This window comes from Microcoleus sp. A006_D1 (genome assembly GCF_036702805.1).
Classification (GTDB): domain Bacteria; phylum Cyanobacteriota; class Cyanobacteriia; order Cyanobacteriales; family Microcoleaceae; genus Microcoleus.
The window spans coordinates 83,579-97,963 of the sequence record NZ_JAUBVZ010000023.1 but is presented as its reverse complement, the minus strand read 5'-3'; the positions used below and the strand labels follow the sequence as shown (position 1 = coordinate 97,963).

Below are 14,385 nucleotides of genomic sequence, written 5' to 3'. Positions count from 1 at the left end.
CGTGTCCCTACCCAAAATAACATTGTAGGGACACGGCACTGCCGTCTCCTCTATATCATTCCGGTGTAACCGGAATTGATATTACCCATTCTCATGCAAATAAAATTTACCATATTCACCTTCCCATGCCGCGATTAGGAGGTTCCTCGTCGGGGACAGGCAAAGAAGTGGGCCTTACCTGCCGCTCCAAATACTTGCTCAAAGCGTAAGCGATATCCCCGCGAGTCATCGGCTTCAAAGGATTAATCTTATTAGTTGCAATATCAACATTTACAAACCCTTCATAAAGTGCAGTAGCCAGAGACTTTCTAGCCCAACTAGGGATTTCGCCTGCATCTGGATACTTAGCTAAAATCTCGGCAATAGTGGCGTCGGGAAACTGAAAAACGCCGTAAGCTTGAGCAAAAATCGCCAAGGCTTCAGCGCGAGTCACCCTTTGATTTGGGAAAAACATTCCGTCGCGATATCCCCTCATCGTTCCCGTTTTCAAAACAGTTTGAATCGCACTGTAAGCCCAGTAACTCTTGGGTACGTCCGGCATTTCCATATCCGGTTTCTGCGCTGTTTTGCGGCGTTCCAAACCAAAAGTTTTGACTAAAATCACCGCCAAATCGGCACGACTGACAATGCCCTCAGCATTAAAATTGCCACTGGCATCTTTCTTCATCAATCCTGCACTGACAACCCGGTCGATCGGGTCAATAATTTGTTGAGATTGAACCACCGTTGGCACTCCTTGTGCTAGCGCGATCGCAAAAAAAACACAGACTAACTTTTTCACGATTTTAATCCTTTGTGCTGCTCAAAAAATTATCAAAGCAGCAGCAATATTTTCTCCGGTTCCATCGGTATGATTCTGTAATTTTGACCGCAGGCGAAATAGCGGGATTTTATATCAAAATCAAAGCTGGACTTCCGGCAAAGCACCCTGCATTTTACCCAACCAATCAATCAAATTATCCAACTGCTTTTCGGCACTCAAAACCGCCATACCTCGAATAGTAACCTTCCCCTTGCTGTAGACAAAACGAGAATGTAAATGTTCCGGCAAATTAGCCTTGAGCAAATTCCAAGCAGGTTCCTCCATCGGTGTTTCCAAAACAATGTGTTGCTTGTTCTCCGGTTTAATCCGAGAAAAACCGATTTGCTTGGCGATTTGTTTGAGTTCCACAACACGAATCAGTTGCTGGGCTGGCAGAGGAATCGGCCCGTAGCGATCGCACCAATCGGCCCGAATCTGCTGCAACTCTTCTGCGGTACTAGCAGAAGCCACAGACCGATAAGCGCTCATCTTTTGATCCAAATCCCCGATATAATCGGCAGGAATAAACGCCGTCAAACTGAGGTCAATTTGAGCATCCTCCACCTTCGGAATTTCCTGACCCTTAATTTCGCGAATCGCCTCCTCTAACATTTCAGCATACAAATCAAAACCGATCGCCTCCATTTGACCAGACTGTTCCGTGCCCAAAACATCACCCGAACCGCGAATTTCCATATCTCGGACAGCCAACTGATAGCCAGAACCCAACTGTGCGAACTCTTGAATCGCCCGCAGCCTCTGCCTTGCAGCATCCGACAGTTGGTTCTGCTTCGGATAAAACAGCCAAGCGTGAGCTTGAATTCCCGCGCGTCCCACCCGTCCCCGCAACTGGTAGAGTTGGCCCAAACCGAACTTTTGGGCGTCTTCAATCAAAATTGTATTGACTCGCGGAATATCCAAACCCGACTCAATAATCGTAGTGCACACCAAAATATCAAACTCCGCCGCGCTGAAAGTCAGCATGATCGATTCTAGTTCCGCAGCCTCCATTTGCCCGTGGGCGATCGCAATTCTCGCCCCCGGAACCATCTCCTGCAACTTATCCGCCAACTCATCAATCCCCTCAATCCGGGGCACCACATAAAAAACCTGACCGCCCCTGTCCAATTCTTGACGAATTGCCGTCCGCACCGATTCCAAATTGTAGGGGGATAAATGCGTCTGAATCGGGCGGCGACTCGGCGGCGGAGTCGCGATCAAACTCATCTCCCGAATCCCCGACAGCGACATATACAAAGTGCGGGGAATCGGTGTCGCGGTGAGAGTCAAAACATCTACTTCGGTTTTCAGAGATTTAATCGCTTCCTTTTGCTTAACCCCAAACCGCTGTTCTTCGTCCACCACCAACAAGCCCAAATCCTTAAATTTAATCGCTTTGCTCAACACAGATTGAGTACCGACAATCACGTCTAACTCGCCAGTTGCCAAGCGCTTATGAATCTCTCGGCGCTCCGTTTCAGTGCGAAAGCGATTGAGTAAACCAACTTCGATCGGATAAGGGGAAAAACGCTCCTTGAGCGTGTGATAGTGCTGTTGGGTCAAAATTGTCGTCGGCGCGAGCAAAGCCACCTGCTTGCCCGCTGTAATGGCCTTAAAAATAGCTCTCAGAGCAACTTCTGTCTTGCCAAAACCGACATCGCCGCAGACCAGGCGATCCATTGGTCGATCGCCCTCCATGTCACGTTTCACATCCTGAGTTGCCTTCAACTGATCCGGCGTTGGTTGGTAAGGAAAAGAATCCTCTAACTCTTGCTGCCAAGGCATATCAGGCGGAAAAGCATAACCTACTTGCTTGGCTCTTTTAGCGTAAAGATTCAGCAAATCCACTGCCAATTTTTTAACAGCTTTGCGAACCTTTGTTTTAGTTTTTTCCCAAGTTTGGCCAGTCAGCTTGTTGAGAGCCGGAGTCTGATCGGCAACAGTCCGAAATCTCGACAACGCGCCCAATTGGTCGGCCGCCACCCTGAGAGTACCGTCAGCGTATTGCAACACTAAATATTCGCGAGTTTCTCGATCGATCGTCAAGCGTTCCAACTTGAGAAACTTGCCAACTCCGTGCTGGCGGTGCACCACATAATCGCCCGGACTCAGCTTGTTCGGGTCAACTTTTTTGGAAGCCGCGCGACGCCGTTTGCGGACGTAGCTAAAAGTCGCCAGAGAATGCTGGCCGTAAAATTCCCGATCGGTAATTAAGACAATCCGAAAAGTCGGCAGGATAAAACCTTCCAATTCTGCCAGCCCGCTGTACTTCAATGCCACAGGGATATGCTGTAATTGCAACTTGTCGATCGCCAAAAAGTCGCGCGGATTCACCACAAACTGAGCCGGACAGTCATGTTCCGACAACAGAGAGACCGATCGACTCGGTTGAGCCGAAACCAGAAACACCGTAAAACCTCGATCGCGCTCTTCCCTGAGCATTTGAGACAGCTTCGCAAATTGGTGAGGCATCACGGGCACAGGACGAGAAGCCAAATTAATCGCAGGCGGTGACTGCGCGCCCTCCGCCGAATTATCTAATTTTTGGGTAATTGAATCGATTCCTAATTCTGAAAGTTCCAGGCGATCGAAAGTGGCGACATCTGCCATAGATTCAGCAAAACTGCGGTGAATTTTCGGCACTTTCAACTTAGCAATTGGTAACTTTTCGGTTTCCCCATCCGCAACTTCCGATTGCCCGTCGCAATTTTCCCACTGTTCCTGTGCATTCTCGAACCAGCGGTTGCTGTGAGCTTCGCAGCCATCCGGTTCGTCAACTACAACTAAAGTATTTTCGGGTAAATAATCCAACAAAGACGCAGGTTTATCGAAAGCCAAACCCAACAGCCTGCGGACAAATCTTTCTGCTGCTTTTTCTGTATCGAGAGGGTCTATGCTGTTGATTTCGTCGAGATTTTTTTCGGCTAAAACCGCTTTAATAATTGAGTTAAAGTTAGTTGGAGTTAAAACTAGCCGATCGACCTTATCGAGCGATCGTTGCGAAGACGGATCAAACTCCCGAATTTGCTCCAAATCATCCCCGAACCATTCCAGTCGCACCGGCAACTCCGCCGCCACGGGAAACACATCGACAATATCGCCTCGGCGGCTCCACTGGCCCTCCATTTCCACCAGAGTCACCCGATCGTACCCCATCGAGGCAAGTTGCCTATCGAGTATCTTTGAGTCTTGCACTGCGCCTCGATCCAGTGTCAGACAGTAGGGTTCAAAAGCACTTCTAGGTGGCAAGTGAAGCTGGAGAGCTCTTTCTGTAGCTACAATGGCGATCGGCTTAGACACAGTGGCGCTTTTTTCTTCCTTGTCCACCAAATCCGCCAGCACCTGCATTTGTCCCCAAGTCATTTCGTTCTCGTCGGAGTAAGATAGCTCGTAGGGCGAAGCTTCCGAAGTCGGATAAAAATGTACAGTTTGCCAGCCCATCGCCTCTAAAGATGCTACCCAGCGGCCGGCTTCTTCCAGAGTTGCTGTCACGACTAAGAGGTTTCGCCCTTCTTGCTGGGCGAGGGCGGAAGCTACTAATCCTTTCGGCAAACGGGCGATACCTGACAGTTGGACGCAGTGATGCCGTTTGAGCTTGTTGAGAAGTTCTATTGCTAGGGGCGATCGCCCCAGGATGCGAATTATCGAAGAGAAAGTCATGCGCTGTTAATTTTTATCCCCGATGGGCGAAGGCTCTTCCCTGCTGCCTACTAAGTCCGATTGTACGACAAACATCTATGATTGTAGCGATCGGCTCTTGGCAGTTCCACTCCACTGGGGTAGATTTCTGCTAGAGACATTCTCTAAATGTCTCGAACCTGCGATCGCAGCGAGCTAGTTCCGTTAATCTAGTGACAGACTGACAACAATTTCGATTTTGCGATCGAGATTCTCCGCTTGCAAGCTTCTCCTTTAACCAGGAAGAGCGCTTCGCTGTTACTACCGAATAATTTTAGAAATGTCTCCAAGTACCGATATTCTGATTGTTCTCCTGCTGGTTTTCCTCAATGGCGTGTTTGTGATGTCAGAGATGGCCATCATCTCAGTACGGAAGGTGAGACTGCAACAGATGGCAAACCAGGGTTCGATCAATGCCCGTGTAGCTTTGGATCTGGCTAATGCCCCGAATCAGTTCTTGCCAACAGTTCAAATCGGGATTACGCTACTGGCTATCCTGTCCGGCGCTTTCGGAGAAACGACCATTGCTAAAAGGGTAGAGCCTGTTTTGCTGCTAATTCCGGCAATAGCCCCCTACTCTAAGCCGATCGCCTCAGTCATCGCAATTTTAACCATAACTTATCTGACGATAATTATTGGCGAACTCGTGCCGAAGCGGCTGGCCCTCAACAACCCCGAACCGATCGCCTCTAGTGTCGCTATTCCCATGCGAATGCTCTCAAAAATTGGTGCTCCTGCCGTTTTTGTGTTAAGTCATACCACTGACTTAATCTTGCGGATGATGAGGATTGTTCCTTCAACAGAACCGCAAGTTACAGAGGAAGAAATTAAAGTTTTAATAGAGCAAGGCACAGAGGCCGGAACCTTTGAAGAAGCCGAACAAGACATGGTAGAGAGAGTCTTTCGTTTGGGCGATCGGCGAGTCAGCGCCTTAATGACTCCGCGCCCCGATCTGACTTGGCTCGATCTCGACGATTCAGTTGAAGAAAACCGCCAAAAAATGCTCGGTAGCGGTCATTCTAGGTTCCCAGTTTGTCAGGGCGGGCTCGATAACGTTGTCGGTTTAGTACACGTTACCGATATGTTGTCTCGCACTTTAACAGGTCAACCCCTCGATTTAAGTGCTTCTTTGCGCAGGCCTTTATTCGTGCCCGAAAGCACCAGAGGTTTAAAAGTTTTAGAGCTTTTCAAGCAATCTAGCAATCAAATTGCCTTGGTGGTAGACGAATATGGCGTAATTCAAGGATTGGTAACAGTAAACGACATTTTAGTCGAACTCGTTGGCGACTTTCCCTCAATAGAAGATGCCGCAGATCCGCAAGCCGTACAGCGCGAGGATGGTTCTTGGCTGTTAGACGGGATGCTAGCAGTAGAAGATTTTCTTGAGATATTTGGAATTGAAGAAATTTCATCAGAAAACAAAGGAAGTTACCACACAATGGGCGGTTTTGTGATTACACATTTGGGCAAAATTCCCGCAGCGGCAGAGCATTTTGAGTGGAACGGTTTGCGCGTCGAAGTAGTCGATATGGACGGGAACCGAGTTGATAAAATCTTGGTAATGCCGATCGACTCAACGGGCGATCGATCCGCAAGCAATCGGAAAACCTAAAATTTAAACTCAAACATCAGGACACGGCAGTGCCTTTGTCCCTACAATTGATCGCGGTAGGGAAACGGCACTGCCGTGTCCTCTATATCATTCCGGCTGCGCCGGAATTGATATCTATTTCTTCTTACTCCTAGCCTCATCCTTCCGCAAAGATTCCAGAATAGAACTACCCACATAATTGCTAAAAACCACCTCCCCAGCTTGATTGTAATGACAGCAGCTATCTACATAAACAACATCTTTAGTCTTATCGAACACCTTCACCCCATTCAAAATATTAATATTATTTTTTTGTAAATTAGGAAACTTACTCAACAGAGCCGGATATCCAATTTCAACAGATTTAGTATAAGGAGTCTCCTCATTAAAAGCAATCCGCTTCTCAGCATCGCTAAACACCCTTTTCGTCTGATAATATTGATTCGGTTGGAGGACGTGAAAATAAGGAACCTTGCTCGCAGACAGCACTTTGTGCATAAAAATCGAACTTTTCGCCCAATTCCACGACATTTGTTCAAAAGCAGCAGCATCATCTAAAACAGACTTATTTTTATTAATATAAATCACGCTTCCCTCGCCATCTTGTTGCTGGCCGCGTTCTTGTTCAAACGCAATCACATCTTTGCGATAATTGTTGACTAAATTTTGCACATAAACAGAAGTCAAAGCATCGCACGCAGCTAAAGAGCAGTGTTGCAAACTTTCCAAACCTTCCTTAATCTTAGTTTTATTCTCTTTGATTCTGAGAGTTATTTGCATTGCTTTGGTAGAAAGGCTATTATTAGCCAAGCTAGTCAGTGGCGAAATGTGCTGAATACTTGGCATCGCCAGATTAATTTGATTTTTATTGTTTAAATTAGAAAGTGCTACTTCATTAAAGCCATCTATATTAACTACCAGATCCAGTTCTTGACCCAAAGCCAAAAAATAGTTTAAAATTAATAACTGTTGCGGCTGTTTGTAGCCTCCGGTAGCAAAAGACAAAATTACAAACTCTTTATCCTGTAAACCGGGAACCTGTTTTAGGTATTGAGGTAAAATCTTATTTTGAATTTGAAAAATTGAATAATCGGAAGCCACCGAACCCCCAAAAATTCCGATCACAAATTGATTTTTTTTAATCTTTTTAAAAGGGTAATCGTAAGGAGAGATAAATCCATAGTTGTTAATCTTAAAACCAGGGCGAAAATCTGGCCCTGGTTTTTGAATAAACCCAAAGAAAGGATGAAACCTTTCCACAATAGACTGATTGAGCCGCACTCCTTCTAAATTAATTCCTAAAGCCGACTTATTTTGCGTCTTTTGTCTAGTATAGAAAAATTGCTTATGCTTGACAAAATACCATCCTAAGGAACCGAGTTCTAGGAAAACAAGTACAAGCGCCAAGTTAATCAAAGCAATTTTGAGGATTTCTTGGCTTTTGTTAATCAATTTTAAATCTTTCATAAGTATCTATTTTGACTTCCTTACTACTTTAATAATGGAACTGGAAATATACTCAGTGAATATATCCTGTCCCGCTGCATTATAGTGACAGCAGGCATCTTTGTAAACCGTATCCTTTGTATTGTCCAGAATATTCACGGCGCTAAAAACATTAACCCGAGCTTTTTGCAAATCATCGATTTTAGACAACAGCACCGGATAACCTTTTGTCACCCCTTCAATGTAAGGACTCTCTTTGTTAATCGCAATTTCCTTTTCTTTTGCGGTAAACGCTCGCTTCGTTGGATAATACTGGTTGGGCTGGATAAAGTGAAAATACTTAATGTTTCTACTTGATAAAACTTGATTCATACCCATCGACGATTCGTACCACAGCGATGCCATTTTGTCAAAAGCAGCAGCATCCTGGAAAACAGAGTCAGCTTTGGGAATGTATACTATACCGCTCTTTGCCGTGTCTGAGTTGGATTGTTTGACTTGGGCGTCGTACTTGACAACTGCTTGCTGGTAATTGTTAACTAATTGTTTCACCTGTAGCGAGGTAACGGCGTGACACAACGCAAGTTTACAATTTTGTAGTTTGTCAATACCTGCTTTCAACTGTTTTTTGTTGTCGTTGATTTGGACGATTAAACTCATCGCTTCCGGCGATAAGTTGTTGTTCGCTAAACTCGTCAGCGCCTGTATGTGCTGAACGCTGGGCATTCCTATTTCTAGCTGGGCTTTATTGTTTAAATTTGAGAGGGCTACTTCGTTAAAACCGTCAATATTGATGACTAAATCTAACTCTTGACCTAAAGCTAGAAAGTAATTTAAAATTAGTAATTGTTGGGGCTGTTTGTAGCCGCCATTGCCGAAATTTAAAAGCACAATTTCGCGATCGGCAAACTCTGGATAACTCTGCAATTTCTTAGACAATCTTTGATTTATATATTCATCTACTGCAAAGTTGTTGGCAACTGAACCGCCAAATACTCCGATAATAAATTGTTTTTTATTGGTTTTAACAAAGGGATATTCGTAAAGTGAAAAAAATCCGTGCTTGTTGACTTTTAATTTTAATTTTTCATTTGTAAAAGCACCTTGTTTGAGGACGTAGCCAAAAAACGGGTGCAGTCTTTCTACGATAGATTCATCTAGCCTAATTCCGAGGCGTTCGATATCTTCTACTACTTTTTCTTTGCCTTTAGTTCTGGCATAAAAAAACTGCTTTTGGTTGATAAAGTAAAAAGCGAGCGATAAAGCTTCCAGGCAAATAAAGGCGATCGCCAAATTGACAGCGATTAAAGTTAATATATTTTTGCCTTTTTGGATCTGCGTTGAATCTTTCATGAAATTTGACTGATTACGGTTGTTTTTTGGGGACTTGAGACTGCTGCAAATTTTCGCATAAATTTCGGTTAATCATGATACTCCCCAGCCGATGCCCGAGTTCGTTCCAGTGACCCCCACAGGGTACAGAATTATCAAAACCGTGGGCGCAGACTTGATATTTTTCCGTGTAACCTTGGAACTGTTCGGCCAAATTCAGTACCCGAAAACCCTCGCGCGCGCCCAATTTTTCCAGCCGCCTATTGGGATAAAACAAATCCTGAATGTTATTCTGTGTCATAAAATCTTTGCGGATTTTGACATCCCGTCCAACTTGGATCGGATCGCCGATCGTCACAACCAAGAAATCAGCCTTTTTCTGCACGACTTCATTCCGCATTGTCACAATCAAACCCTCTGTCACTCTCCACGCCTCTTTCCAAGCTGCATTCTGAGGTGGATTGAGGTTTTGGGTACTCAAAGCGGTAAAATCCGCAGATAACTGCCGCTTTTTCATGTCTAAATCTACTTTTTTGATCACCTGCAAAATGCGGGAATTGTTGACGAGCCAACTGGGCATCCGGTCTACAAATGAAACTGCTCTTGCGTTGCGGTCGATCGGCGCCAGATTGCGAAAAGACATATCCGGTACTAACTTGCCGCTAGTATCATACACAAAAAATGGTCGGTAGCGATCGTATTCGAGTTTAGGGGAATTATTAATTACATCATTGCCAACAAAAAAGGCAAGAACTACAATATCTGGACTGTAATCCCACACTTTTTTTCGCAGCATCACCAATTCTTGAGCTGTACCGTAACCCTGGACGCCGAAATTGATGACCTCAACTTTTTTTTTGCCCTTTATAGTATTGCAATTGCCTAGTTTTCGTTCCAATTTAGACCAGAAAGTTTGTTCGACAGGTACGTGAATTGCTTCGGTGAAAGAATCGCCTAAAACCGCCACCCGCAAGGTATTGGGAGGTTTGGCTTTTGCGTGTTCGCGATCGCGCAAACCGTCACTATTCACCCGCACAAAACTCGCACCTTCGCCCTTCCACTCGCCCGATGCACCGGGTTTGAGCTTCCAACCCAAATCGCGATCGGCAGTATGGAAACCAGTGGGTGCGGAGTCTACAACATCTCCGATCTTTTGGAATCCCTCAACTCTAGCAACTCGCAATCCAACTTCACCAATTATCACCCCCATCAATAAACCACCGAGTGTCAAACCTAAATTGACACCCAAATTCTTCAACTTGCTCATTCTGTCAAAACAAAGTGTAAATAAACGGAGCAATCACAGAACCCTGACTGATGACAATCAACGCTCCCAAAAAGACTAAAGTCACAATTAATGGCAGCAGCCAATATTTTTGGCGTTCCTTCATAAACGCCCACAAATCTTTGAGAAAATCTATTGTTGATTCAAACACTTAGAAAGGACGCTCCATACTAACTTTTGTTCTTTCTTTACTTGGGACGCGATAAGTATCCATTTTGGGATTAAGTTTGCGTCGCATTGCATCTTCGCCGAAAATCTTTTTGATTGCTCCCATCGGCCAAACTATCAGGTAAAAAACTATCCCCAGGACGATCGGCGTTTCGATCTTGTTGAGGGTAAGTCCAAACCACATCCATGCGTGATAAACGGGATTCAGCGATTTCGGTGCAACTAATGCTAGCACAACTAGGACTGCGCCGATCGCCCAGGGCCACCAAGGTATAGAATGTCTCCGCAGTAAAGGTACTGCTAAACCGAACAGCACCGCAATCAAGCTGCCAACTAGCAGCCCGAAATCGCGTAGACCTTTTTTATCGAGTTTTTTAATTTCGTCGCTCATTAGTCAGTTGTGAGTTGTTAGTTGTTATTGGTTATTGGTTATTGGTTATTGGTTATTGGTTATTGGTTATTGGTTGGTGGTTCATTTTTCAAGAACTCATAACAAATAACTACTAACAAATAACTCATAACCAATAACCAATAACTAATCGAGTTCAAATTCATTTTTCCAAGCATCATCTTGTTTCCAAGGAATTTGTTCGGATTTGGGAATTAAGAAATTCTCTAAAACCAGATAATCCATTTCGGTTCGCATGAAACAGCGGTAAGCATCTTCGGGAGTGCAAACAATGGGTTCGCCTCGGACGTTGAACGAAGTATTTACCAAAATCGAACATCCCGATCGCTTTTCAAAATGACTGATTAAGTCATAGTACCGAGGATTGGTTTCTTTGTGAACTGTTTGGATGCGAGCCGAGTAATCGACGTGGGTGACAGACGGAATTTCCGATCGCGGAATGTTAAGCTTTTCAATGCCAAACAACTGCTCTTGTTCCGCAGTCATGGGAATGCGGAGGCTGGCTTTGACTGGAGCAACCAATAGCATATAAGGGCTAGAATGGTCAATCTCGAAATAATCCGCAACTCGTTCGGCTAAGATTGACGGTGCAAAAGGTCGAAATGATTCCCGATATTTAATTTTCAGGTTCATCACGGACTGCATTTTAGCATTGCGAGGATCTCCAATGATCGATCGCCCGCCCAGAGCCCGCGGCCCAAATTCCATCCGCCCTTGGAACCATCCCACCACATTTCCCTGTGCCAAAATTTCCGCCAACTGCGGCATTAATTCGGCATCATCTAATCGATGATAACTGGCTTTGACAGCATCCAAATATTCCAGAATTTCCGTGTCAGTAAACCGTGGCCCCAAATACGAACCGCGCATTTTGTCGTGACAAGTTAAATGAGCCACAGACTTCGCCACAGTTGCCACAGCTTGGCTCGTAGTATGGACTTCAGCCCTCTCCTCCTTAATATCATTTACTGCGGGTAGCTCCGAGGCAATAGTACGAGTTTGTTCGCAATACTGATACCAAATAGCCAAAGCCGCGCCCAAAGCACCGCCAGCATCTCCTGCCGCCGGCTGAATCCAAATATCTTTGAAAATACCTTCCCGCAAAAGCCTGCCGTTAGCAACGCAGTTAAGAGCAACGCCGCCCGCGAGACAAAGATAATCGACATCCAATTCTTTTTTAACTGTTCTGCAAAGTCGCAAAACAACTTCTTCCGTAACAACTTGAATGGAGGCGGCAATGTCCATTTCTCGCTGAGTTAATTTTCCTTCACCTTGACGCGGCGGCCCTTCAAATAGTTCGTCAAACTTCCGATTTGTCATGGTTAAGCCAACAGTGTAGTTGAAATAATCCATGTTTAAACGGAAAGTTCCGTCATCTTTGAGGTCGATCAAATGGGTGAGAATTTTGTCTACATACTTGGGTTCGCCGTAGGGCGCTAAACCCATGAGTTTGTATTCACCAGAGTTGACTTTGAAGCCTGTGTAATAGGTGAAAGCTGAATAAAGCAAACCCAATGAGTGGGGAAAATCGATTTCCCACTGAGGTGTAAGCTCGTTACCGTCTCCCAACCAAACGGAGGTTGTTGCCCACTCGCCCACGCCGTCGAGGCACAAAACGGCGGCTTTTTGAAACGGGCTGGGGAAAAATGCTGAGGCTGCGTGGGATTGGTGGTGTTCGGTAAATAGCAGAGATGGCAGTTTATTGGTTTTGCAGTTTGCCATTTCTGCGAGCTCTCTTCTGAGCATGGTTTTGAGGTAAAGCTTTTCTTTTAGCCAGATGGGCATGGCGGTTAGGAAAGAGCGAAAACCTTTGGGTGCGTAGGCTAAATAGGTTTCGAGAAGGCGCTCGAATTTGACTAAAGGTTTGTCGTAAAAGACTATGCGATCGAGTTCCCGTAGTTCTATGTTCGCTTCTTTTAGGCAATAGGCGATCGCATTCTTAGGAAATCTGGCGTCGTGCTTTTTGCGGGAAAATCTTTCTTCCTGCGCTGCGGCGATAATTTCTCCGTCGCGAATTAAGGCTGCGGCGCTGTCGTGGTAATACGCCGAGATTCCAAGTATGTTCATCGCTCTCCTCACAAATCGCTATGCGCTCGTATCTGACTATTTAGAATAGCTCACGATTATAACTTTAGTGGTGCTGATTGGGAATTGAGTTTTGCGATCGCCTCTAATTTTAGCTGAATTGATGCTGGTGCGCGGCCCTTGGTCGATCGCCCGTCACAGAGCATCCAGCTAGCGGCGGCGAATCCTGCGCCCCCAAGCCCTGAAGTAAGTGCCCACGGGGAATTGATAAAATTCAGCTACCAACCACAGCACAATGCCTAAATGGGACAAAAAAGCTAAACCCGTCCAAGCTGCGGGCAGCCACGACAAGCGGCTGCCGGGAATCGGGGGAAAGTAGTAAGCTGAAAGTCCGAGCAAGGTGGTGGGAAGGAAGATGAGACCGATCGCCGCTGCAAAGTAGGGCCATCCGAATTCTACGCCTTCGAGGTGGGCTCCTATCCATTGTTTGCCGTTCCAGTGCCATGTTACGGGCGGTTGGCGATCGGCCATTTTCAGCGATTGTCTTTCTTCGCTGGCGGTAAAAATATGCTGGCAGAAGTTGCAAGCCAGGGCCTCCATCATCGGCATGGTAGCAATTTCACCGGTGCGGCACACGGGACAGGGATATGTATCTTGAGGATCGAAAGGTCGGGTTGATTTTTTGAGAGTCTGCATGGATCAGGCTGTTTGTCAAGATATTGAGAGATCTTAACAGAGTACAGAAATTGTATGTTGGGTGAGGGCGGGTTTTTGTAAATCGGAGGATATTCGATCGGGGCGGGTTGATCTATTCCTATGGTTCTGAGTAAAATAATATTGGTAGGGGCGGGTTTAGCCACAATCCATAACATCCCAACCAATAATTTTATTCAAAACCCGCCCTCTCCACTGATTATGAAATACGATCCAGACAAACATCATCGTCGATCGATTCGTCTCAAAGGATACGATTATACACAAAACGGAGCATATTTTGTCACTATTTGTACGTGGCAGCGCCAAAATTTATTTGGCGATATTGTCAGCGGCCAAATGCAGTTAAGTCGTTATGGTGAAATCATTGAGTTATATTGGGATAATTTGATTAAACATCATCGCCATGTTGAATTAGATCAATTTGTCATCATGCCTAATCACGTTCATGGCATTATTCTATTAACCGAACACCAAGTAATTGCGAATAATGATTTGTCGGCTAGACTAAATCAATTCCGCCCCCAGCGTCACGGGCTTCCAGAAATTATTCGTGGTTTCAAAACATTTTCAGCCCGCAGTATTAATAGACATCGCAAACTGACTGGTGTTTCTGTATGGCAGCGCGGTTATTATGAACATATTATTCGCAGTCAAGAATCATTGCAGAGAATTCGTGAATACATTATAAACAATCCTATGAATTGGGAAGACCGGGATGAATTGCATCCTAATAATATCTGTAAATGGGATGGAAAAATTAGAGATTTGGGATTGCAATTGGATTTAAAGTAGGGGCGGGTTTAGCCACAATCCATCACATCCCAACCAGTAATTTTATTCAAAACCCGCCCTCCACGCTTGATATATTGCACCAAGTTTGTGGATTTTGCGTTGGGTGGGGGCGGGTTTTGTTTGTAGATTGTTTGTGATTT

The 14,385-nt window shown here is 45.2% G+C and carries 11 protein-coding genes; 2 read left to right on the top strand and 9 right to left on the bottom strand.

The window, feature by feature from the left end; translation table 11 throughout:
• Positions 1 to 115 precede the first annotated feature (115 nt).
• Complete coding sequence (locus QUB68_RS27745; protein WP_332998124.1) at positions 116 to 781, bottom strand: S-layer homology domain-containing protein; 666 nt, start codon at positions 779 to 781, stop codon at positions 116 to 118.
• A gap of 120 nt (positions 782 to 901) precedes the next feature.
• Positions 902 to 4,462, bottom strand: a complete 3,561-nt coding sequence (gene mfd / locus QUB68_RS27740) for a transcription-repair coupling factor (RefSeq protein WP_332998123.1) — start codon at positions 4,460 to 4,462, stop codon at positions 902 to 904.
• A gap of 298 nt (positions 4,463 to 4,760) precedes the next feature.
• Here mfd and QUB68_RS27735 point away from each other — a divergent pair, with 298 nt between their 5' ends.
• A complete protein-coding gene (locus QUB68_RS27735) occupies positions 4,761 to 6,092 on the top strand; it encodes a hemolysin family protein (protein ID WP_332998122.1) in 1,332 nt (443 codons plus the stop codon).
• A 114-nt stretch (positions 6,093 to 6,206) separates the two neighbouring features.
• Here the strand turns inward: QUB68_RS27735 and QUB68_RS27730 are convergent, their stop codons facing one another.
• From QUB68_RS27730 to QUB68_RS27700, 7 genes are all read right to left on the bottom strand, one after another.
• A complete protein-coding gene (locus tag QUB68_RS27730; RefSeq protein WP_332998121.1) occupies positions 6,207 to 7,538 on the bottom strand; it encodes a hypothetical protein in 1,332 nt (443 codons plus the stop codon).
• Between the two features lie 6 nt (positions 7,539 to 7,544).
• On the bottom strand, positions 7,545 to 8,870 hold the full coding sequence (locus QUB68_RS27725; RefSeq protein WP_332998120.1) for a hypothetical protein: 1,326 nt from the start codon (positions 8,868 to 8,870) through the stop codon (positions 7,545 to 7,547).
• Between the two features lie 13 nt (positions 8,871 to 8,883).
• Complete coding sequence (locus tag QUB68_RS27720; protein WP_332998119.1) at positions 8,884 to 10,116, bottom strand: SGNH/GDSL hydrolase family protein; 1,233 nt, start codon at positions 10,114 to 10,116, stop codon at positions 8,884 to 8,886.
• A 4-nt stretch (positions 10,117 to 10,120) separates the two neighbouring features.
• Positions 10,121 to 10,285 carry a DUF5989 family protein gene (locus QUB68_RS27715; RefSeq protein ID WP_332998118.1) on the bottom strand — a complete coding sequence of 55 codons (165 nt, stop codon included), beginning with the start codon at positions 10,283 to 10,285 and terminating at the stop codon, positions 10,121 to 10,123.
• Positions 10,286 to 10,693, bottom strand: a complete 408-nt coding sequence (locus tag QUB68_RS27710) for an SxtJ family membrane protein (protein WP_332998117.1) — start codon at positions 10,691 to 10,693, stop codon at positions 10,286 to 10,288. It lies immediately after the preceding gene.
• 144 nt (positions 10,694 to 10,837) lie between these two features.
• Complete coding sequence (locus tag QUB68_RS27705) at positions 10,838 to 12,778, bottom strand: carbamoyltransferase family protein (protein WP_332998116.1); 1,941 nt, start codon at positions 12,776 to 12,778, stop codon at positions 10,838 to 10,840.
• 168 nt (positions 12,779 to 12,946) lie between these two features.
• Positions 12,947 to 13,432 (bottom strand): hypothetical protein, encoded by a 486-nt coding sequence (locus QUB68_RS27700; RefSeq protein WP_332998115.1) that lies wholly within the window; start codon positions 13,430 to 13,432, stop codon positions 12,947 to 12,949.
• A 219-nt stretch (positions 13,433 to 13,651) separates the two neighbouring features.
• Between QUB68_RS27700 and QUB68_RS27695 the strand changes: the two genes are divergently transcribed.
• The gene (locus QUB68_RS27695) at positions 13,652 to 14,245 is read left to right on the top strand and encodes a transposase (RefSeq protein ID WP_332998114.1); all 594 of its coding nucleotides are present in this window, start codon (positions 13,652 to 13,654) and stop codon (positions 14,243 to 14,245) included.
• Positions 14,246 to 14,385 lie beyond the last annotated feature (140 nt).